The organism is Pinisolibacter sp. DMC100 (assembly GCF_056313705.1).
In genome coordinates this window covers 1,899,912-1,920,762 of record NZ_JBQUZT010000001.1, presented here as the reverse complement: position 1 = coordinate 1,920,762, position 20,851 = coordinate 1,899,912, and the positions used below count along the sequence as shown (strand labels likewise).

Genomic DNA, 20,851 nt, shown 5'->3' with positions numbered 1-20,851 from the left:
CATCGTTTCGAGCATTCATTCGATTTTTTCACCCTGCGCCCTTCAAGCAAATATTGCAATCGATTTCGGATTTATTTCGAGACGACATCAAAAGAACACAGAATTCATCCACCCTCCGGCAAGATTTTCGCATTCGTCGCTTTCCACCTTCGACAGCAACGAGTGCGTTCGAACCGAGGATCTCGGGACGATCGACGACGAACCGCCCCGCACGACGCCTTCGAGGCGACCGGGCTGCGTCGCTCGAACCAACGGCCGACATCGCCGCCGACGGGTCGCACGACACCCGTATCGGCCGCCACCGGTCGCTCTTCGCTCGGATCCGATCCCGACCTCGACTGCACGACCTCCGAAGGAGCGCGTCATGAACGACCAATTCCGCCTGCAATGCGCAGAGATTCGGCTTCGCCTCCACGACGTCGACAAGACGATCGAGCACATTCAGACCGGCCCGCTGGCCATGAACGACGGTGCGCGCGAGAAGACGGTCGACCGGATGGGCCGGATGGACGACCTGATCTCCGACGGCCTGCAGGGCGTCGCCGACGCGCGGGCTCGGGTCGAAGCCTGGATCGATCACGGCCGGCCGCAGGCCGACGCCCGCGTTTCGGCCTGGAAGGCGGACGCGCGAGGGCTCGACCTCAACGCCCGCGCCGACGACGTCGAAGCCTATGCGATGGCGGTTCTCGAACTCGCCGCGGCGGCCGCGCGCGAATGCGCCCATGCCGTCCTCGAGGCGGTCCTGGCACGGTCCGACGCGGATCGCGCCTGTCTGAGCGCGGGGCGATGAGACGCCTCGACGCAGACCCATCCGATCAACCAAGGAACATGAACATGAAGACGAAATTCCTGGCCGGCCAAGAGGCCACGTGGACCCCCGCCCCCTCGGCGCGACCGCAGCGCTGCACCGTGATCCGAGTCATGCCGAGCGAGAACGCCCCGCGGACCTACCGCATCAAGGGCGCCGCGGAATCCTGCGAGCGATCCGTTCCGGAAGGCTCGCTGTCCGCATTCCATCCCTCCGAGCGCGATCGGCTCTTCGGCAACTGAGGTGACCGTCATGTCCAAATGGTTCGTTCCCCCCATCGTGGTCCCCCTCGGGCTCCTGCTCGTCGTCGTCGCGGCCGCACTGCTCAGGATGCCGTGAACGCAGGAACACGGACGCGACCGAGAGGCTCCCGTTCCGCGGTTTCGGGCGTAGACTGGTCTTTCCTCGATGCGTCGCCCGGCGGCGCACCGGCAGACCGGTGCGAGGAGGCCGATCCATGAAGACCTGGTTCGCCACGGACGTGACCGCACCGCAGGACGTCGCTCCCCCCTCCCCGACCGAGATCGCCGGCGCGCCGATCGCCGACGTCATGGCCCTGCTCCGCAGTCGCCCCGGCGGCCTCACCGCCTCCGAGGCGGCGGCCGGTTTGCACCGCCACGGCGCCAACCGCATCGACACCGCCAAGCGGCGCCACGTCCTGCGGGCCGTCGCCGAGCGATTCCGCAATCCGCTCGTACTCGTCCTTCTCGGCGCCGCCGGCGTCTCCGCCTTCACCGGCGACATCGCGAGTTTCGTCATCGTCACGGTGATCGTCGCTCTGTCGATGACGCTCGACGTGGTGCAGGAGCATCGCGCCGAGAACGCCGCCGAGGCGCTCGGCGCCGAGGTCTCGCTCACCTGCGAGACGCTCAGGGACGGCATCTTCGTCGCCCTCCCCGCCGCCGACCTCGTGCCCGGCGACGTGATCCGGCTCGGCGCCGGCAATCTCGTTCCCGCCGACGCCCGGCTGATCGACGGTCACGACGTCTATGTCGACGAGGCGCTGCTCACCGGCGAGGCCTTCCCGGCCGAGAAGGAGATCGATCTCGCCGGGCGTGATGCCGCCGCCACGGCCTATCCCCGCAACCTGATCTTCATGGGATCCTCCATCGTCTCGGGGCGGGCGACCGCGATCGTCTTCGCCACCGGACGCCGGGCGCAGATGGGCCAGCTGGCGGAGAGCCTCCTGCGCGCCGCGCCGCCGACCGCCTTCAGCCTCGGTCTCCACGACTTCGGGATGATGATCCTGCGGCTGACGGTGCTGCTGGTTCTGTTCGTGCTGCTGGCCAATCTGTCGATGCATCGGCCGCTGCTCGAGAGTTTCCTCTTCGCGCTGGCGTTGGCGGTCGGCCTCACGCCGGAACTGCTGCCGATGGTCGTCTCGGTGACGCTCGCCCATGGCGCCCTGCGTCTCTCGAAGCGCGGCGTGATCGTCAAACGCATGGGCGCGATCCACGACCTCGGGTCGATGGACGTGCTGTGCTCCGACAAGACCGGAACGCTGACCGACGCCCGGATCGCCCTCATTCGCGAAGTCGACATCGACGGCGTCGACAGCCCCGGAGCGCTGCACTGGGCCGAGATCAACGCCGCCCACGAGACCGGCGTGAAGAGCCCGCTCGACGAGGCGATCCTGGCGCGCGGAACGATCGATCCGGCCGACTGGAAGAAGATCGACGAGGTTCCCTTCGACTTCGAGCGCCGCCGCGTCTCCGTCCTCGTCGAACACGAAGGCCGTCGTCTGCTCGTCGTCAAGGGCGCGCCGGAGGACGTGCTCGCCCTCGCCGATCGACGCGAGACGGCCACCGGCACCGTCGTCCCGCTCGACGCGGATGCGCGCAAGCGTGCCGTGGCGACGTTCGACGGCCTCGGCCGCGACGGTTTCCGTGTCCTGGCGGTCGCCTGGCGGGAGGTCGGGGTCGATCTCGCCCACGCCCACGTCGGCGACGAGGCGGCGCTGGTCTTCGCCGGCTTCCTCGGCTTCCTCGACCCGCCCAAGGCGGGCGCGGCCGCGGCGCTCGCCGAACTCGCGAGCCTCGGCGTGGCGGTCAAGATCGTGACCGGCGACAACGAGGGCGTGACCCGTCACGTCGTCGCCGAACTCGACCTCGCCATGGGGGCCGTGCTGACCGGGCCGGAGATCGCCGACCTGTCGGATGCCGCGCTCGCCGGACGACTGGAGGCGACGACGCTGTTCTGCCGCGTCACGCCGGCGCAGAAGTCGCGCATCATCGCAGCCTATCGTCGCAAGGGGCACGTCGTCGGCTACATCGGCGACGGCATCAACGACGCGCCGTCGCTGCACGGTGCCGATGTCGGCTTCTCGGTCGACACCGCCGTCGACGTCGCCAAGGAGGCGGCCTCGATGATCCTGCTGCGCAAGGATCTCGGCGTGCTGGCCGAGGGGGTGCGCGAGGGACGGCGGACCTTCGCCAACATTCTCAAGTACCTGATGATGGGAACGTCGTCGAACTTCGGCAACATGTTCTCGATGGCCGGCGGCGTGCTGTTCCTGCCCTTCCTGCCGATGTTGCCGACCCAGATCCTGCTCAACAACCTGCTCTACGATCTCTCCGAGACCGCGATCCCGCTCGACAGGGTCTCGGACGCGATGATCGCGCGGCCGCGGCGATGGGATCTCGGCGTCGTGCGCGCCTTCATGTACGTGCTCGGTCCGGTCAGCTCGCTGTTCGACTTCGCCACCTTCGCGCTGCTCGCGATGGTGTTCAGCGTCGACGAGGTGACCTTCCACACCGGCTGGTTCGTCGAATCCATGGCGACGCAGGTCCTCGTCATCTTCGTCATCCGCACCGCCCATCCCTGGCGCGATCGACCGCATCCGCTGCTGTTGGCCTCGACGCTGACGGCCTTCGGCACGGCCGTCGTCCTGCCGTGGACCCCCCTGGCGCCGTGGCTGGGGTTCACGCCTCTGCCCGCCGCGGTCGTCGCGGCGCTCGCCGGGCTGGTCGTGGTCTATCTGGGGGTGGTCGAGTTCGCGAAGCGCCGGCTGTTCCACCGCTTCGGAATGGACTGAGCGGTTCGCATCCCGGGCGGGAGGAGACCGTCGTCGCGGTCCCACGTCCGTCGGCCGTGACGCCCTGCGACCGCACGCTTCTCCGAGCAGAGCCGAACGAGCCGTCGACGATGCGAAAGATCCGCGGCGATGAGACATCGCCGCGGATCGCGTTCGTCACATGTCAGAGGCTGCCGCCACCGTGGCCGCCGCCGTGGCCGCCGTGGCCGCCCTGACCGCCATGGCCGCCCTGACCTCCGCCGTGGCCGCCCTGGCCGTGGCCGCCGCCGTGGCCGCCCTGACCCTGACCGCCGCCGTGGCCGCCCTGGCCGTGGCCACCACCGTGACCGCCCTGACCGGGACCACCGCCGTGGCCGCCCTGGCCGTGGCCACCACCGTGACCGCCCTGACCGGGACCACCGGGGCCGCCATGACCGCCCGGTCCACCATGACCGCCCGGTCCACCCTGACCATGTCCACCACCGTGGCCTTCACCGTGACCGCCCTGACCGGGGCCACCCTGACCGGGGCCACCGGGACCACCGTGCCCCGGGCCACCGGGACCACCGTGCCCCGGGCCACCGCCGTGCCCACCCTGACCGTGTCCACCGCCATGGCCTTCACCGTGGCCGCCGTGACCGGGGCCACCGGGACCACCGGGACCACCGTGACCACCGTGACCTTCACCGTGGCCGCCGTGGCTGCCGTGGCCGTGTCCACGATGCCCGCCGTGACCTCGGTGGTCACGCTCGTGCCGGTGCCTGGGGTTCACCGGCGTGATGTCGCTCGGATTCAAGGGCAGGTTCGCTTGGGCCATCCGGCACCCGATCCTTCCCAGGCACGTGTTGCCCATCAGGTCTTCGGCGGATGCAGCGCGCACGCCGGTCAAGGAGAGCACGAGTGTTGCGGCACCGAAGAAGTAGACGATTGGCGCTTTCATGATCATTTCCTCATGACCCCTACTACCCGGTATGGGCTTTGTTACATTTGAGGTCATGGTTTAATTGGATAATCGCATTTTTTAATATTGCAACATTTATTTACAATTATTTAAGCAATTACACAAAGCCAATACTGTAAACATGGAAATACATGGTCAAAGCTGTGCCTTGGCCATTTTTTTTCTTGTTTTGTGCTTGTCTCGACGCGCCCACCGAGCATGCGCAAGCGACGCAGGCCGATATCGGGGGGAAGCGCAGGCCCGGAGCCGGCGGGTCGGTGACGTTCACCGACCGGCGCGACGGGTCACCGGGCTTTGGAAGAAGCGGCCGAACGTGCCGTCGCGACGCCACCGACCGTGTCGTCGCCTTCGATCGCCGGGGCGTCGTTCGGTTCGGCCGCGCGGTCGACGTCTGCACCGTCGGTCTTCGCGGGTTCGGCCTCGAGTTCCCGCTCGATCGCTTCGGCGAGAAGACCCTCGATCACCAACGAGGCGTCGATCGTGCGAATGGTTGCCATGTCCGTCTCCATTTCGTTCGAGGGGCAACGGGTGTGTCGACCCGATCTCCAGAGCGCACGGGGGCTCGCGGGGCGAAGCCCCGTGCAGGCAGAACGGTGAGTTCGAAAGGTCGGTCCGGCGCTCGTCCATCGATCGGGAAGCATCCTGATCGGCGATCCGTGCAACGTCGGAACATCTCGATCCGAGCACGAACCTCATCGACGTCACAGACTCGGAATCTACTCGAGAACGTTCGGAATCTCGCCCTGGACTACGGTCGGACGGGACGACTGAGCCGTCCGCATCCATTCTACGAACGTCTCCAGCCAATGGACGAGGAAGAGACGACCGGGTTCGTCGATGACGCGGTCGGCGGCGATCGCGCAACGGCCGGGACGACCGGCGCCGATCGCGATCTTCGGCATCACCGAGACGTCGAGCGTGCCGAGGGATCGGCGGAGGCAGGGATTGGCGTCGAAGCCGTCGATCGCGCCGAGCGAGATACTGACGACCCCTGCCGGCTTGCCCGCCCAGACGTTGCGATCGTGGGGCGGCGAGCCGATGTCGAGGGCCGTCCTCAACGGGGCGGCGACGGAATGGTCATACTGCGGAGAGACGAAGAGGACCGCATCCGCCGCATCGACCCGGCAGCGAAAGTCCCGCCACGACGCGGGCGGCGGGGCGCCGGCGGCGACGCGGTCGTGGTGCCCGAGGTCGATCGTCTCGACGATCTCGAGGTTCAGGGTCGCCGGCGCCAGGCGGCGCATGTATTCGGCGATCCGTCGGCTGCGGCCGGCGCGCCGCCGGCTGCCGACGAAGACGGCCACGTCGTAGGCGCGGATCATGGCGAGCTCCCTTCGGCGGTCGGGCGTGGAGAAGCATGCGCGGCGCGCGACGGCGTGCCGGATTCGCGTCGATCTCGGGGGCGCGCGCGCCTCAGCGCGGCGGCAGCGGCGGCGTCTCGACCAGTCTGAGCCGCCCATCGGCGGGCCGCGACGCTTCGAACAGCGGGATCACGACCCGGTCGAGGCCGGTGTCGCAGAACCGGGGAAAGCACCGGCTCGTCGAACGCCCGCGCAGGGCGAAGACCAGAACGACGGCGCTGCTGCGCCCGTCTTCGTCGACAGGAGCGCGACACGGCGGCTCGCGGGGGTCGTCGATCGTCGGCATCTCTGATCCTTCGGGGTTCGGCGACCCGTGGTCGACGGGCGCGGACGGACGTGTCGCATCCGTCCCGACGGACGGTACGAAACGCATCCTACGGCGCACCGCGTCGTGGCGGGGAGATTCGGAAACTACTCGAGGGCCGCCATCGCTTCGGTCGCCGCCAAGGTCGACTGCACGCCGGAGAGGCTGCGGCCGTGGGTGAAGCGGGCGGAACGGGAGAACCGTGAACTGCGGCAGGCGAACGCGATCCTGGGAAAAGCGTCGGCGTATTTCGGCCTGGCGGCGTTCGACCGCCGACCGAAGTGATGGTGTCGTTCATCGACGACCACCGAGACGTCCATGGGATCGAGCCGATCCGCCGTGTTCTGCCGATCGCCCCGTCGGCGTATCGCGCCCACGCCGCTCGCCGGCTCGATCCCACGACGGCGCGGTTCAGGATGGTCAAGGTGATGTCGGTTGCCACTCGTGCGTACTGACCTGCGCGGAGCCTTCGGCCGGCTCACCGGCTGGCATCGCGCCGGAAGCGGAAGCTCGGCGCGTCTTCGGGTCCACACGGTCGAGACCTGGAAGGCCGGGCAATACCGGTGACGGCAAGCGACGCCGTGTCGTGATCGCCTGCTGCGAGAAGTCCGAGCCCTCTGCGGCCACAGGACTACCGCCGGAGGGACGATCGGAAGACGTCTGCCCACGGCGTCGTCGGACGCGGGGCGACGTCGTTTCCGGTCGATCGCCCGATACCGCTTCGGCGCCGCACACGGTATCCCGCGGAACACCGTGACGAAGGCCGACGGCGTGCCGCAGGAGAGATCGGGAGCGGCGGGTTCGGCGAACCCGGGGCGAAGAGGGCGCCGCTCCTCCCCGGAAGATCCGTGGGAAGAGCGGCGCCGCTTCGAGTGGCCCCACGTCGATCGCTGCGATCGCCCGTCAGGCGTCGATGCTCTCGAGTTCGGAGCGCAGCCGGACGCGTTCGATCGGACCGACGATCACCAGGTAGGCGAACATCGCCAGCACGCAGTGAGCGGCGACGAACCACAGCGCGAGATCGAACGAGCCGGTGGTCTGGACGATCGATCCGATCACGATCGGCGTGACGATGCCGGCGATGTTGCCGATCCCGTTGAAGATGCCGCCGGTGAGACCGGTCAGCGCCTTGGGCGAGGCGTCCGAGATCACGGCCCAGCCGATCGCCGAGAGCCCCTTGCCGAAGAAGGCGACGGTCATGAAGCCGACGATCATCCACGTCGTGTCGACGAAGTTGGAGAGCACGAGGGTCGAGGCGAGCGCCATGCCCAGGACGAAGGGCGTCTTGCGGGCCGTCGTGACGGAGTGACCGCGCCGCAGCAGCGTGTCGGAGAGCATGCCTCCGAGCAGACCACCGGAGAAGCCGAGCACGGCCGGCAGGGCGGCGACGAAGCCGACTTCCATGATCGACATGTGGCGCCCCTTCACCAGATAGATCGGGAACCACGTGATGAAGAAGTAGGTCAGAGCCGTGATGCAGTACTGACCGATGTAGACGCCCACCAGCATCCGGTTGGTCAGCAGATCCATGAAGTCGGAGAAGGCGACGCGCTGGACGATCTTCTTGCTCGAGTCCATGTCGACGAGCGCGCCGCCCTTGGTGATGTGATCGAGTTCGACCGCGTCGACGGCAGGATGCCGGCTCGGCGCATGCATGAAGGCGATCCAGGGGACGAGCAGGAAGAAGCCCAGACTGCCCATGAGAACGAAGACCCAGGGCCAGCCGAATGAATGGACGATCCAGCCCATGATCGGCGCGAAGACGACGACCGCGGCATATTGCGCGGAATTGAAGATCGACGTGGCGATGCCGCGCTCCGCCGTCGGGAACCACGCCGCAGTGATGCGCGCGTTGGCGGGAAAGGCGGGGGATTCGACCCAGCCCAGGATGAACCGCAGGATGAAGAGCGTCAGCACCACGGCGGTTCCCGGCAACGAGCCGACGAAGGCCATGGTGAAGGTGCAGAGCGACCACAAAAACAGGCTCGCGCCGTAGACCCGCTTCGATCCCATGCGGTCGAGCAGCCAGCCGCCGGGAATCTGTCCCGCGGCATAGGACCAGCCGAAGGCCGAGAACACGATGCCGAGCGACATCGCGTTCAGTCCGAGTTCGCTGAGCATCGACGGGCCGACCATCGAAAGGGTGGCGCGGTCCGCGTAATTGATGACGGTGATGGCGAAGAGCATGGCGAGGATCTTCCATCGCACATGCGTTCCCTTCGCCGAGGGAACGGTATCGGACATGTCTCTCTCCTGATGTTCGTCGTTTTTCGACGTTTCTCTATTTCGGTGCCGCACGGCGGGCGATGAGGTGCCAGTCGCCGTCTTCGAGCCTCCAGACGAGGGTCGTGCGCAGCCGCGGCCGGACGGGCTTGCCCGCCGACATGCCCTCGGCCGCGAAGGTCTGGTCGACCACGGCGACGTCGCCGAAGCGCGAGACGACCTCGTCCGACGTCTCGATGACGTGGAACGCCGATCGCCCCGAGGTCAGGGCGTCGACGTAGTCGCCGCGCGACTGCAGCCGTCCGTCCGAATGCCCCCAGAGACAGTCGGGGTCGAGCAATGCTTCGAGCGCCGCGCGGTCGGGTGCCTGCATCATGGCCGTCAGGCGACGGCACGCCTCCATCGGGTCGCCGACAGCGACCCCGAACTCCTGCTTCATCGCACTCTCCCGGTTCTCGGAGCGACTGTTGAAACTGCTAAACTGAGATAGCAGTTTTGCAGTTTGCGCAATAGGGAGCTCTACGAGAGCGTGGCGCGAACTCGCATCACGTCGCCGCGACAATTTGAAAACGGAAGCAAAAACAATTATTTGATTTCTAGATGTCGTACGATGTCGCACGCTCCACCACGGAGATAGGTGTTATCACTTATTGTCGCCGAACCGCATCTGCGATAGCAGTTTCGCCATGTCGATCGTGTCCCTTCCCTCACTCAATGCGTCGGACCTGCCCGTTCTCGGTGAGCGGGTCTACATGATCCTGCGAGAAGCGATCGTGGACGGTACGCTCGCCAGCGGCGCCAAGTTGTCGGAACGGACGCTGGCTGCCAGTCTGATGGTGTCGCCCCAGCCGGTGCGCGAGGCGCTGCGACGGCTGGAGGCCGAGGGACTGGCGGAAAGCCGGCCGCGTTCGGGGACCTGGGTCGCCGAGCTGAGCGACGATCGCCTGATCGAGATGGGGCGCATCCGCGCGGAACTCGAGGGCCTCGCCGCCGGCATCGCCGCCAAGCGTCGCTCGCCGGTCGATCAGATGGCGCTGCAGGCGCGCCTGATCGCCGTCCACACGGCCTCCGCCTCGGGCGACGAGGAAGCTCTGGCGGCCGCGAATGCCGCGCTGCACGACTGCATCCACGCCATTGCCGGCAACAAGCTCCTGACCCGGAGCCTGCAGGCGCTCAAGGCCTATCACCTCATCAGCACGCGACGCATTCTGGTGAAGGAGAACCAGATCGCGCAGTCGCTCGGCGAGCACACCGCGATCACCTCCGCGATCGTGGCGGGCGACATCGAAGCCGCCGAAAAGCTGATGCGCGCCCATACCCTTCGCTCCATCAAGGTCGCATTTCCGGACGCGAGTTTCTGACTTCGACGGAACCGACCGCGATCGGCATACCCGAACAGACGAGACGACCGGCGGCCCCCGCGCCGACCGGTTGCCGACAGGGAGTAACTTCATGACCGAGACGAAGGCCGACTGAAGACCACCGGCGGCGAGACGGCCGCGACGGTGCTCCACCCATTCCATACGTCAGACCGCGTCATGATCTTCGCGGCCGGCCGTTCGCGGGCCGGTCGGCGACGGATCCTGCGCGCCCGGAACTGATCGGGCGTCCGCTCCGGACGTGGGCCGAACGCGCCCGATCGCCCCTACGCCCCCCGCCGCATCGGGCTCCTCCCGTGTGTTGGCGCTCATCATCCTCGCACCGCGCGGTGCGGCGGGGTGCGTACCCGTGACCTTTCCGAAGCTCCGAGACACGACCGCGAGAAAGAGCGGCCGCGAACGACGGACCGTGTCCGGCGCGAGAGCCCCATGCCCCTGTCCCGAAAGGAAGAACGATGACGGACGTCCATCCCCCCGAATCCGAGAACGACGCGTCGTCCCGCCGGCGCATCCTCGTCGCCCGGCGCGTCCCGCTGGCGGTCGCCGCACGCGCGTCCCGCGAGTTCGATGCCCATGTCGTCGAGCAGGATCTCGACGCCGACGGTTGCGTCCGGTTGGCCGGCGAACTCGACGTCGCGGCGATCCTCTCGGGGCCGCGCGTCAAGCTGACGGCGGCGCATGTCGAGGCGCTTCCCGATGGTCTCAGGATCATCGCCAATCCCAGCGCCGGCTACGATCACATGGACGTCGCCGCCGCCAAGGCGCGCGGCATCGTCGTGACGAACGCGCCGGACGGCCTGACCGAATGCACCGCCGACCTCTCGTTCCTGCTGATCCTCGCCGCCTGTCGGCGCGCCGCCGACTACGTCGAGATCATGAAGCAGGGTTGGCGCCGCGGCTTCGGCATGCCCGACAATCTCGGCATGCGCGTTTCCGGCGCGACCCTCGGCATCGCCGGCATGGGGCGGATCGGCCGTGCGGTCGCCCAGCGCGCACGCGGCTTCGGCATGAAGATCCTCTATACCGACATCGCCCGCCTGCCGCCGGAACTGGAAGCCGGCGCGACGTTCGTGCCGTCGCTCGACGAACTCCTGCCGCTCGTCGACGTCGTGTCGCTCCACATGCCCGGCGGCAACGGAACGGTGATGACGGCTGAGCGCTTCGCGCGGATGCGCAAGGGATCGGTCTTCGTCAACGCCGCCCGCGGTTCACTGGTCGACGAGACCGCGCTCGTCGATGCCGTGACGTCGGGCCACCTCTTCGGCGTCGGCCTCGACGTCTACGCCAAGGAACCCGACTACGACCTCAGGCTCCGCGACCTGCCCAACGCGTTCCTGACGCCTCACGTCGCCAGTGCGACCATCGAGACGCGCAACCGCATGGGCTTCGACGCTCTCGACAACATCGCGGCGGTCCTCTCTGGCCGCCCGGCAGTCAACCCGATCTGATGCTCCGACGATGATCTCCAGGGAGGAGATACGAAGATGTCGACAACGACCACGGACGTGACGACGCCGGTCGACGGCGCCCCGAGGACCCGCGTGCGCGTGTGGATCCTCATGCTGATCCTGTTTCTCTCGACGGTCGCCTATGCCGACCGTTCGATCCTGTCGATCTCCGGATCGGGGATCAAACAGGAATTCGGCCTCTCGGCCATCCAACTGGGCTACATCCTCTCGGCCTTCTCGTGGGCCTATGTCGTCGGCCAGATCCCCGGCGGCCTGATCCTCGACCGCTACGGGACCAAGGCCGTCTATGGCGTGACCCTCGTCCTGTGGTCGCTGTCGACGTTCCTCATGGGCGTCGTCGGCAAGTTCGGCATCACCACGACGGCCGCCGTGACGGTGTTCTTCTTCCTGCGGCTGATGCTCGGCCTCATCGAGGCGCCGAGCTTTCCGGCCAACGCCCGCGTCGCGGCGATGTGGTTCCCGAAGTCGGAGCGCGGTCGGGCGTCGTCGCTCTTCGCCTCGGCGCAGTATTTCGCCGTCGGCATCTTCTCGCCGCTCGCCGGCTGGCTGGTGTCGCAGTTCGGCTGGCCCTGGCCCTTCTTCGTGCTCGGGACGATCGGCTTTCTCGCCTTCTTCGTCTGGCAGGCGTTCATGTACGAGCCGCGCCGCCATCCCCTGTTGAGTGCGCGTGAGTTGGACTACATCGTCGCGGGTGGCGCACTCGTCGACGTCGACGATGCCAAGGAGCTCTCGTCGAAGACCCGACTGACCAAGGGCATCGTGACGTCGCTCGTCTCCAATCGCATGCTGTGGTGTGCCTACATCGGCCAATATTGCGCGATTGCTCTGAGCTACTTCTTCATCACGTGGTTTCCGGTCTACCTCGTCCAGGCGCGCGGCATGACCATCCTCAACGCCGGCTTCGCCACCGTGGCGCCGTCCCTCTTCGGCTTCCTCGGCGGCATCTCCGGCGGCATCGTCTCGGACTGGCTGATCACGCGGGGGTGGTCGGTCTCCTGGGCGCGCAAGCTTCCCTACATCGTCGGCATGCTCGTCGCCGCGACGCTGGTGCTCGCCGCCAAGTCCGACAGCAACGTCATGGTCATCGCCTTCATGTCCTTCGCCTTCTTCGGCAAGGGCGTCGCCGCCGGTGCCGGCACGTGGGCGGTCGTCTCCGACACGGCTCCCAAGGAGGCGATCGGTCTGGCGGGATCGATCTTCAACTGTGTCGGCAACATCGCCGGCATCGTGACGCCGATCGTGTTCGGCTACATCGTGGCGGCGACGGGAGGATACGAGACCGGTCTCTACTTCGTCGGTGCCCACTGCATTGTGGCAGCGTTCCTCTTCGCCTTCGTGATGGGCGACATCAAGCGGGTCGGTTCGAAGGCCGATTGACCGGCGACGACCGAAATCGCGACGACATTCGACCGGCGGGGCATCGAGTTGCCCCGCCGGTCGATCTTCGAGCCGAGCCGCACTCGACCGCGCGATCACCAGCCGCAGCCATGCCGAAGGATGGCGCACCGGGGCCCGTCAGTGCCGCTCCAGACCCGAGGGAGCGGTCGGAGCATCCGGCGCGCTCGACGACGAAGTGCTGGTGGCAACCGTCGGAGGCACGGAGCAGGCTCTGGTGATCCTCAATTCGCGCGCCAATACGCGTCCGATCGCCTGCGCATCCTCGAAGACGTGCGACGGCGGCTGAAGAACCGCCTGCCCTGCCCGATCGCGACCGGCCTCGTCGAGGCCGCCGTCGACGTCCCACGCGTCTGGCTGGCCGAAGCCTGGCTCGATCAGATCGTGCACGGGGCGTGGATCGAAATCGAAACCGCCTCCTGCCCCGCATCATTTCGAGCGCTTCGGGCCCTACGATCAACTGAAACGAGACTACCAAGCCAGTAACAACGCGTCGTTTCGTCGGGTCCGCGCACCCTTGCAGAATCTCTGCCGGGTCAGACAATCGTCCCGAAAGTCCATCAGCTCCATTGAGCCGGTCTCGAACGGCTAGACGACCCAAGCCATTGAGATGCCTCGTTCCGAGGCCCCCACCGGACGATTTCGTCCCGGCGCGTGCCGCGCCGGGACCGGCAGGGAGGCCGAGATCGGAGCGGATGCCCCTCCGGCCCCTCGCGAGGCTCGGGGCGTTCGAAGCTCGAAATCGTCCACCGGACGATTTCGTCCCGGCGCGTGCCGCGCCGGGACCGCTTCTCACCCATTCACCCGCGTCGCCGAGGCGATGATCGGCTTGGCGCGGAGCTGGTTGATGATCCGCGTCAGGTGCTTCAGGTCCCACACTTCCAGATCGATCAGGATCTCGTGGAAGTCCGCCGCCTTCGGGATCATCTTGATGTTGTCGATGTTGCCGTCGTTCTCGGCGATCACCTGGGCGATCTGGGCGAGCGAGCCCGGCTCGTTCAGCGAGTTCAGCGAGATGCGCGCCGGGAAGCGCGACGGCGCCGCCGGGTCGATGTCCCAGCGCACGTCGAGCCAACGCGACGGCTCCTCGTCGAACTCCTTCAGCGCCGGCGACTGGATCGGGTAGATCGTGATGCCCTGGCCGGGCGTCAGGATGCCGACGATGCGATCGCCCGGCACGGCGCCGCCGTTGGGGGCGAAGCGCACCGGCAGGTCGCCCGACAGGCCGCGGATCGGGATCGAGGTGCGATCGTCCGAACCGCCGTCGGGGACGCGGAACTTCATCACGCCCGAGGTCGAACCGGCGTCGAACCAGCCCTCGCCCGAAAGCACCGGACGCGGGATCTGACGGCCGCGGTCGTCGAAGAGTTCCGGGTGGACGGCGCGCAGCACCACTTCCGAGGCGATCTCGCCGCGGCCGACCGCGGCCAGCACTTCGCCGACCTGCTTCTGACCGAGACGCGAGACCGAACCGGCGAGCACGGCTTCCGAATATTCCTTGCCGACGCGCTGGAAGGCGCGCTCGAGGATCTGCTTGCCGAGGCCGCCGAACTGCTTCTTCACCGCGTCGCGGGTGGCGCGGCGGATGGCGGCGCGGGCGCGGCCGGTCACCGCGATCTGCTCCCAGGCCGCCGGCGGGATCTGCGCCTTGGCGGTCAGCACCTCGACCTCGTCGCCGTTGGCGAGTTCGGTCATCACCGGGCGGACGCGGCCGTTGATCTTGGCACCGACGCAGGTGTTGCCGACGTCGGTGTGGACGGCATAGGCGAAGTCGATCGGCGTCGCGCCGCGCGGCAGGGCGATGATGCGGCCCTTGGGCGTGAAGCAGAAGACCTGGTCCTGGAACAGCTCGAGCTTGGTGTTCTCGAGGAACTCTTCCGGGTTGAGGTTGGGATCGTTGAGGCGCTCGATCGTCTCGCGCAGCCAGGCGTAGGCGCCCGATTCCTTGGAGAGATCGGCGATGTTGCGCCCGCCGGAGATCTTGTCGCCGTCCTTGTAGAGGGCGTGCGCCGCGATGCCGTACTCGGCGAAGCGGTGCATCTCCTCGGTGCGGATCTGCAGCTCGACGCGCTGGCGGCCGGGGCCGACCACCGTGGTGTGGATCGAGCGGTAGTCGTTCTGCTTCGGCGTCGAGACGTAGTCCTTGAAGCGGCCGGGAACCATCGACCAGGTCGTGTGGACGATGCCGAGCGCGTGGTAGCAGTCGTGCAGGCTCTCGACGACGAGGCGGAAGCCGAAGATGTCGGAGAGCTGTTCGAAGGACAGGCCCTTGCGCTGCACCTTGTTGAAGATCGACCAGGGCCGCTTCTCTCGCCCCTTCACCCGCGCCGGAATGCCGTCGGAGGAGAGTTTCTCGGTCAGCGCCTGTTCGATCGCCGGGATGAGGTTCTTGTTCTCCTCGCGCAGCAGGTCGAGCCGCGTCACGATCGAGGCATAGGCGTCGGGCTGGAGGGTGCGGAAGGAGAGGTCCTCCAGCTCCTCGCGGACGTTCTGCATGCCCATGCGGCCGGCGAGCGGCGCATAGATCTCCATCGTCTCCTCGGCGATGCGCACGCGCTTGTCCTCGCGCATGTGATGGAGCGTGCGCATGTTGTGGAGGCGGTCGGCGAGCTTGACCAGCAGCACCCGCACGTCGGCGGCGATCGCCAGCAGCAGGCGGCGAAAGTTCTCCGCCTGCTCGGTCTTCTTGGAGACGAAGTCGAGCTTCTTCAGCTTGGTCAGACTGTCCACCAGCTCGGCGATCTCGATGCCGAACTTGGCGGCGATGTCGACCTTGGTGGCGTCGGTGTCCTCGATCGTGTCGTGCAGCAGCGCGGTGCAGATCGTGGCGTCGTCCATCCGCATCTCGGTCAGGATGGCCGCGACCTCGAGGGGATGGGAGAAATAGGGGTCGCCCGAGGCACGCTTCTGCGAGCCGTGCTTCATCATGCCGTAGACATAGGCCTTGTCGAGCAGGGCCTCGTCGCAACGGGGATTGTATCGCTTCACCAGATCGACGAGTTCGTACTGACGCATCATGGTGGGGGCGATGACCTCGGATCGATCGTGTTCGGTGAGCGCGTCGGCGATCTTACAGACGGGAAACGGCCCCCGCCAGTGCGTCGCGCATGCATTCTTCACGCGGCAGAGGGCAGCGAGGCGCTCGTCGGGGCGAAAACCGGGGGTTCACGACGCCCGGCGGGCCCGAAAACGAAGACGCCCGCGAAGCGCGGGCGTCGGAACTCTCGGAAGGAAGGGCGGGAGGAGATCAGTCCTCCTCCTCCTTGTCCGGCGGCACCAGGCCTTCGAGGCCGCGCAGCAGCTCTTCTTCCGACATGCGGTCGAACTGCATTTCCGAATCGTCGTCGGACGAGGCGGAGATGGCGACGAGCGGCACGGCCTCCGGCTCCGGCTCGTCGACTTCGACGAACTTCTGGAGCGAGTGGATGTACTCCTCGTTGAGGTCTTCCGGGCTGACGGTCTCTTCCGCGATCTCGCGCAGCGCCACCACCGGGTTCTTGTCGTTGTCGCGATCGATCGTGATCGGCGAACCGGACGAGATCATGCGCGCGCGATGGCTCGCCAGCAGCACCAGCTCGAAGCGGTTCTCGACCTTGTCGATGCAATCCTCGACCGTGACGCGGGCCATTCTTCTCTCCTGACGGGGCGCGGGGGATTCGAAAGCGGACACATAAGGCGATCGCGGCGGAAAAGCAACGTCGAATCGCCCTGCCAGGGCAATCGCCCGAAAGCGATTGCCCAGATTCCGGCTTGCCTCAGTCGCCGGCGGCGGCATCCGCCGCCTTGGCTTTCGCTTCGCTATGCGCCTCTCGACGTGGAATACCACGCCGAGAGGCCCGCTGCGCGCGGCGCCAGTCGGCGCCGGAAGCCGCAAGTGCGGCTTCGAGCGATGGCCCTGTCGGCTCCCCTCACGCGGGGTCGATCCCCTTCATCGCGACGAAGGATTTGACGATGCCGAGGAAGCGTTCGTCGACCACCGTGGCGCCGGGAAAGAGGAAGGCGAACTGGGCGCGCGTCAGCAGCGTGGCGTATTCCATGACGCCCATCGCCTCGCCGACGTCCTTCGACTTCGGCGTCCAGCCGAGCGGGCGGCGCAGCGTGATCGCGATGCGGATCGGCTCCGGCAACCAATGGAAGATCGGCAGGCCGTAGTGCGGCTCCCAGGGGAACCAGTAGTTCGGCGTCTGATGGAACCAGACGTCGGCCATGCGCATCGCCTCGTGGGCGTAGGTCTTCTTCTGCTGCCAGCCGAAGACGTGCTCGATCACCGAGTTGGAATGGGAGATGTCGAAGGCGCCGTCGGCGAAGGGCAGCGTGCGGCCGTCGCCCTCGACTGCGGTGAAGATGTCCGGCCGGGTCGGCGCCTTGACGTCGTCGGGGAGGTTGAGGAGCGTGATCCGGACCTTCAGCCGCGCCAGATCGTCGGCCGGCACGATGTTCCAGTAGCGCTCCATGCCGCCGATATCGAGGATCGACACCGAGCCCTTCGCGGCCGAGATGCGCTCGATCGTCTTCAGGAGCGGCGCGAAACGCCGCCGCCGGAAGCGCGAGCCCAGAGACTGCGCGTCGTCGTAGTTGCCGATGATCTTCTCGATCCCCATGAACTCTTCCTCTTCGATCGCGCCGACCCGTCGGCGTCGACCAGCGGTCCGTGTGTCGATTACCTTGCGGAACTATAGAGCGAGACGCTGCAGCGATCCACTGCCACGTCGATCAGACCGCGAAGTCCGATCGAATTCACGCCAGAATTTCGTTTACCCTTCACCACCACAACTCTTCGTTCATGCATATTTACGTGAGGGAAAACATTGCCACGCGAATGACTACTGGTGGCGTCGCTGCAATTCGGTTAAGAAGGAGCGCCTGCTGCTTCGAGAAACCCCCGTTTTCGGTCCTCGATGCTGGCGCAAGCAGGCATTTGTCGCCCGTCGGCCGAATTTCACCAGAACGAATGCCGGCGGGTCGTTACCACCCGAATACGGACGTCATCTCATCATGATCGACCCCCGCGAGAAAGTCGCGCTGTTCATCGACGGCGCCAACCTCTACGCCACCTCCAAGGCGCTCGGTTTCGACATCGACTACAAGCGCCTGCTGCAGGAGTTCCGCGCGTCCTGTTATCTGCTGCGGGCCTTCTACTACACCGCGCTGATCGAGGATCAGGAGTATTCCTCGATCCGGCCGCTGATCGACTGGCTCGACTACAACGGCTACAAGGTCGTGACCAAGCCTACCAAGGAGTTCTTCGACGCCGCCGGGCGCCGCAAGCTCAAGGGCAACATGGACATCGAGCTCGCCGTCGACGCGATGGAGCTCGCCGAGCACATCGACCACATCGTGCTGTTCTCCGGCGACGGCGACTTCCGCCGTCTGGTCGAGGCGCTGCAGCGCAAGGGCAAGAAGGTCACCGTCATCTCGACGCTGCAGACCCAGCCGCCGATGATTTCCGACGAGCTGCGCCGCCAGGCCGACCTCTTCGTCGATCTCGCCACGCTGCAGAACCGCATCGGCCGCGACCCGTCCGAGCGCATGGCCCGCATGGCCGAGCGCGACGCCCAGCAGCAGCGCCGGCCGCAGCCCGAGGCCGACGACGAGGACTACGAAGACGAGGCTTGATGCCAAAGGTCGGAGGTGCTGACGCACCCGACCTTTGAAGACACGCGAATTTCCCATTTGCATCGGAGCAATGAGAAATTCGCGTGCGGAACGCCATCGGTCATTTTCAATGCCCGATGGCGTGAGCCACCGGGCTCCCTCGCCTGCCCTTCATCGACGCGCGCGTAGTTCTCGCCTCGCGCGCATCGTCGTATGTAGAGCCTCCCGCCTCTCCACCGACGAGTCCCCGCGATGCCCTCGGCCAAGCTCCTCCTCGATCCGGCGCGCGACTGCGCGCTCTGCCCGCGTCTCGTCGCCTTCCGCGAGGACTGGCGCGCCAAGGAGCCGACGTGGTTCAACGCGCCGGTGCCGAGCTTCACCGGCAGCGATCCGCGTCTGCTGATCGTCGGCCTGGCGCCGGGCGTGCGCGGGGCGAACCGCACCGGACGGCCCTTCACCGGCGACTATGCCGGCGACCTGCTCTACGAGACGCTCTCCGACTACGGCTTCTCGCGCGGCACCTTCCGCGCCGATCCGCAGGACGGGCTGGCGCTCGTCGGCGCGCTGATCACCAACGCGGTGCGCTGCGTGCCGCCGGAGAACAAGCCGACGCCGGCGGAAGTCCACGCCTGCCGGCCGTTCCTGGTCGCGACGCTGGCCGCCCATGCCGGCCTCACCGACGTCCTGGCGCTCGGCCGCGTCGCGCACGAGACCTTCCTGCGCACGGTCGGCGAGAAGCCCTCGGCCCATCCCTTCGCCCACGGCGCGATCCACCGGCTGAAGAACGGGCTCCGCCTCCACGACAGCTACCACTGCTCGCGCTACAACACGAACACCGGCCGCCTGACGCGCGAGATGTTCCGCAGCGTGTTCGACGGGATCGCCGCGGCCATGCGCGGGTGAGACGGCGACGAGCGGAACAAAAAAACCCGACCCTTCGGATCGGGGTTTCGCCTCACTCCTTGTACTTCATCAACCGCGACTTCTCGCGGTTCCACTCGCGCTCCTTCTCGGTCTCGCGCTTGTCGGCGGCGTTCTTGCCCTTGGCGAGCGCGAGCGTGATCTTGGCGCGACCCTTCTCGTTGAAGTGGATGTCGAGGGGGACGAGCGTCATGCCCTCGCGTTCCACCGCGCCCATCAGCTTGTTGATCTCCTTGCGGTGGAGCAACAGCCGGCGGGGACGACGGGTCTCGTGGTTGAAGCGGTTGGCCTGAAGATATTCCGGGATGTAGCAGTTGTAGAGGAAGATGTCGGTGCCGTAGGGCGCGGCATAAGCGTCGGTGATGTTGGACCGGCCGCCGCGCAACGACTTGATCTCGGTGCCGGTCAGCTGGATGCCGGCCTCCCAGGTGTCGACGATGTGATAGGAAAACCGCGCCTTGCGGTTCTCGGCGGCGAGCTTGAAGCGCTCGCCGCCCTTTTCGGCCGCCATGACGGTCGCCTTTCGGTCAGAGGATGCCGGCGACTTTCGCGGCCGCCTCGAGTTCGGCGCGGACCGAGGCGGAGGCCTCGACCAGCGGCAGGCGCAGTTCGTTCTTCATCTTGCCCAGCACCGAGGCGAGGTACTTCGGACCCGCCGGGTTCGGCTCGAGGAACATGGCGCGATGGAGCGGCATCAGCTTGTCCTGGATCGCCAGCGCACCGGCATAGTCGCCCTTCGCCATCGCCGCCTGGAACGCGGCGACGAGGCGGGGCGCGACGTTGGACGTCACCGAGATGCAGCCGACGCCGCCCTGGGCGTTGAAGCCGATCGCGGTCGCGTCCTCGCCCGAGAGCTGGACGAAGCCGGGGCCCGACACCATGCGCTGCTGGGCCGGACGGGCGAGATTGCCGGTCGCGTCCTTCACGCCCTTGATGTTGCGGCCGTCGCGGAACATCCGGTCCATGGTCTCGACCGAGATGTCGACGACCGAGCGGGGCGGGATGTTGTAGACGATGATCGGAATGTCGATCGCCGCGTCGATCGCCATGAAGTGGCGATAGAGCCCTTCCTGGCTGGGCTTGTTGTAATAGGGCGCGACGACGAGGACGCCGTCCGCCCCCGCCTTCTGGGCATGGGTCGCCAGATCGATCGCCTCGGCGGTGTTGTTGGAACCGGCGCCGGCGATGACCGGGATCTTGCCCTTGGCCACCTCGATCGTCAGTTCCACCACGCGCTTGTGCTCGGCATGGGAGAGCGTCGGGCTCTCGCCGGTGGTGCCGCAGGGCACGACGCCGTTCGTGCCTTCCGCGATCTGCCAGGCGACGAAGTCCTGCAGGGCTTTTTCGTCCACCGCTCCGTTCGAAAACGGCGTGACGAGTGCGGTGATCGAGCCCTTGAACATCGTGGAACCCTTTCGGAAC

General features: G+C 66.9%; 20 protein-coding genes, 1 pseudogene and 1 other annotated feature. Of the genes and pseudogenes, 10 read left to right on the top strand and 11 right to left on the bottom strand.

Annotated features, from left to right (window positions below; genetic code table 11):
- The 4 genes from ACT541_RS08890 to ACT541_RS08875 form a co-directional block, all read left to right on the top strand.
- Positions 1 to 790, top strand: a 790-nt coding sequence (locus ACT541_RS08890; RefSeq protein ID WP_476135990.1) for a hypothetical protein, incomplete at its 5' end; no start/stop codon positions are given.
- A gap of 44 nt (positions 791 to 834) precedes the next feature.
- A complete protein-coding gene (locus ACT541_RS08885; protein ID WP_476135988.1) occupies positions 835 to 1,050 on the top strand; it encodes a hypothetical protein in 216 nt (71 codons plus the stop codon).
- Positions 1,051 to 1,265: 215 nt separating this feature from the next.
- Positions 1,266 to 3,842 (top strand): magnesium-translocating P-type ATPase, encoded by a 2,577-nt coding sequence (mgtA, locus tag ACT541_RS08880; RefSeq protein WP_476135986.1) that lies wholly within the window; start codon positions 1,266 to 1,268, stop codon positions 3,840 to 3,842.
- A 160-nt stretch (positions 3,843 to 4,002) separates the two neighbouring features.
- Positions 4,003 to 4,812, top strand: a complete 810-nt coding sequence (locus tag ACT541_RS08875; protein WP_476135984.1) for a hypothetical protein — start codon at positions 4,003 to 4,005, stop codon at positions 4,810 to 4,812.
- A 254-nt stretch (positions 4,813 to 5,066) separates the two neighbouring features.
- Here ACT541_RS08875 and ACT541_RS08870 read toward each other — a convergent pair whose 3' ends face one another.
- The 3 genes from ACT541_RS08870 to ACT541_RS08860 all read right to left on the bottom strand — a co-directional run bounded on the left by ACT541_RS08870 (position 5,067) and on the right by ACT541_RS08860 (position 6,429).
- Positions 5,067 to 5,291, bottom strand: a complete 225-nt coding sequence (locus ACT541_RS08870) for a hypothetical protein (protein ID WP_476135982.1) — start codon at positions 5,289 to 5,291, stop codon at positions 5,067 to 5,069.
- Positions 5,292 to 5,498: 207 nt separating this feature from the next.
- Positions 5,499 to 6,104, bottom strand: a complete 606-nt coding sequence (locus ACT541_RS08865; protein WP_476135981.1) for an NADPH-dependent FMN reductase — start codon at positions 6,102 to 6,104, stop codon at positions 5,499 to 5,501.
- 91 nt (positions 6,105 to 6,195) lie between these two features.
- Complete coding sequence (locus ACT541_RS08860; protein ID WP_476135979.1) at positions 6,196 to 6,429, bottom strand: hypothetical protein; 234 nt, start codon at positions 6,427 to 6,429, stop codon at positions 6,196 to 6,198.
- Between the two features lie 204 nt (positions 6,430 to 6,633).
- Here ACT541_RS08860 and ACT541_RS08855 point away from each other — a divergent pair.
- Positions 6,634 to 6,845: pseudogene (locus ACT541_RS08855) on the top strand (IS3 family transposase); the annotation flags it as partial.
- Positions 6,690 to 6,806 (top strand) — a sequence feature (AL1L pseudoknot). It overlaps the preceding pseudogene by 117 nt.
- A 505-nt stretch (positions 6,846 to 7,350) precedes the next feature.
- On the opposite strand, the gene ACT541_RS08850 reads toward ACT541_RS08855, so the two are convergent.
- Both ACT541_RS08850 and ACT541_RS08845 read right to left on the bottom strand, forming a co-directional pair.
- On the bottom strand, positions 7,351 to 8,691 hold the full coding sequence (locus ACT541_RS08850) for an MFS transporter (RefSeq protein ID WP_476135977.1): 1,341 nt from the start codon (positions 8,689 to 8,691) through the stop codon (positions 7,351 to 7,353).
- Positions 8,692 to 8,728: 37 nt separating this feature from the next.
- Complete coding sequence (locus ACT541_RS08845) at positions 8,729 to 9,109, bottom strand: nuclear transport factor 2 family protein (protein ID WP_476135975.1); 381 nt, start codon at positions 9,107 to 9,109, stop codon at positions 8,729 to 8,731.
- A gap of 247 nt (positions 9,110 to 9,356) precedes the next feature.
- Between ACT541_RS08845 and ACT541_RS08840 the strand changes: the two genes are divergently transcribed.
- The 3 genes from ACT541_RS08840 to ACT541_RS08830 all read left to right on the top strand — a co-directional run bounded on the left by ACT541_RS08840 (position 9,357) and on the right by ACT541_RS08830 (position 12,895).
- Positions 9,357 to 10,031, top strand: a complete 675-nt coding sequence (locus ACT541_RS08840; protein WP_476135974.1) for a GntR family transcriptional regulator — start codon at positions 9,357 to 9,359, stop codon at positions 10,029 to 10,031.
- A 473-nt stretch (positions 10,032 to 10,504) separates the two neighbouring features.
- On the top strand, positions 10,505 to 11,497 hold the full coding sequence (locus ACT541_RS08835) for a 2-hydroxyacid dehydrogenase (protein WP_476135973.1): 993 nt from the start codon (positions 10,505 to 10,507) through the stop codon (positions 11,495 to 11,497).
- 36 nt (positions 11,498 to 11,533) lie between these two features.
- Positions 11,534 to 12,895 (top strand): MFS transporter, encoded by a 1,362-nt coding sequence (locus ACT541_RS08830; RefSeq protein ID WP_476135971.1) that lies wholly within the window; start codon positions 11,534 to 11,536, stop codon positions 12,893 to 12,895.
- A gap of 138 nt (positions 12,896 to 13,033) precedes the next feature.
- Here ACT541_RS08830 and ACT541_RS08825 read toward each other — a convergent pair whose 3' ends face one another.
- The 4 genes from ACT541_RS08825 to ACT541_RS08810 form a co-directional block, all read right to left on the bottom strand.
- Complete coding sequence (locus ACT541_RS08825) at positions 13,034 to 13,303, bottom strand: hypothetical protein (RefSeq protein ID WP_476135969.1); 270 nt, start codon at positions 13,301 to 13,303, stop codon at positions 13,034 to 13,036.
- Positions 13,304 to 13,705: 402 nt separating this feature from the next.
- On the bottom strand, positions 13,706 to 15,931 hold the full coding sequence (locus tag ACT541_RS08820) for a RelA/SpoT family protein (protein WP_476135967.1): 2,226 nt from the start codon (positions 15,929 to 15,931) through the stop codon (positions 13,706 to 13,708).
- A gap of 229 nt (positions 15,932 to 16,160) precedes the next feature.
- Positions 16,161 to 16,541 (bottom strand): DNA-directed RNA polymerase subunit omega, encoded by a 381-nt coding sequence (gene rpoZ, locus ACT541_RS08815; protein WP_476135965.1) that lies wholly within the window; start codon positions 16,539 to 16,541, stop codon positions 16,161 to 16,163.
- Positions 16,542 to 16,821: 280 nt separating this feature from the next.
- Positions 16,822 to 17,514, bottom strand: coding sequence for a methyltransferase domain-containing protein (locus tag ACT541_RS08810; protein WP_476135963.1), 693 nt, complete (start codon positions 17,512 to 17,514; stop codon positions 16,822 to 16,824).
- 394 nt (positions 17,515 to 17,908) lie between these two features.
- Between ACT541_RS08810 and ACT541_RS08805 the strand changes: the two genes are divergently transcribed.
- Both ACT541_RS08805 and ACT541_RS08800 read left to right on the top strand, forming a co-directional pair.
- Entirely contained in the window at positions 17,909 to 18,529 is a 621-nt protein-coding gene (locus ACT541_RS08805) for a LabA-like NYN domain-containing protein (protein WP_476135962.1), read from the top strand.
- Between the two features lie 231 nt (positions 18,530 to 18,760).
- Positions 18,761 to 19,411 (top strand): uracil-DNA glycosylase, encoded by a 651-nt coding sequence (locus ACT541_RS08800; protein ID WP_476135960.1) that lies wholly within the window; start codon positions 18,761 to 18,763, stop codon positions 19,409 to 19,411.
- 52 nt (positions 19,412 to 19,463) lie between these two features.
- Here the strand turns inward: ACT541_RS08800 and smpB are convergent, their stop codons facing one another.
- Together smpB and dapA are read right to left on the bottom strand one after the other, a co-directional pair.
- Positions 19,464 to 19,940: an SsrA-binding protein SmpB gene (smpB, locus tag ACT541_RS08795; protein ID WP_476135959.1), complete on the bottom strand. Its 477-nt coding sequence runs from the start codon at positions 19,938 to 19,940 to the stop codon at positions 19,464 to 19,466.
- A gap of 16 nt (positions 19,941 to 19,956) precedes the next feature.
- The gene (gene dapA, locus ACT541_RS08790) at positions 19,957 to 20,832 is read right to left on the bottom strand and encodes a 4-hydroxy-tetrahydrodipicolinate synthase (RefSeq protein ID WP_476135957.1); all 876 of its coding nucleotides are present in this window, start codon (positions 20,830 to 20,832) and stop codon (positions 19,957 to 19,959) included.
- Between the last annotated feature and the right edge of the window lie 19 nt (positions 20,833 to 20,851).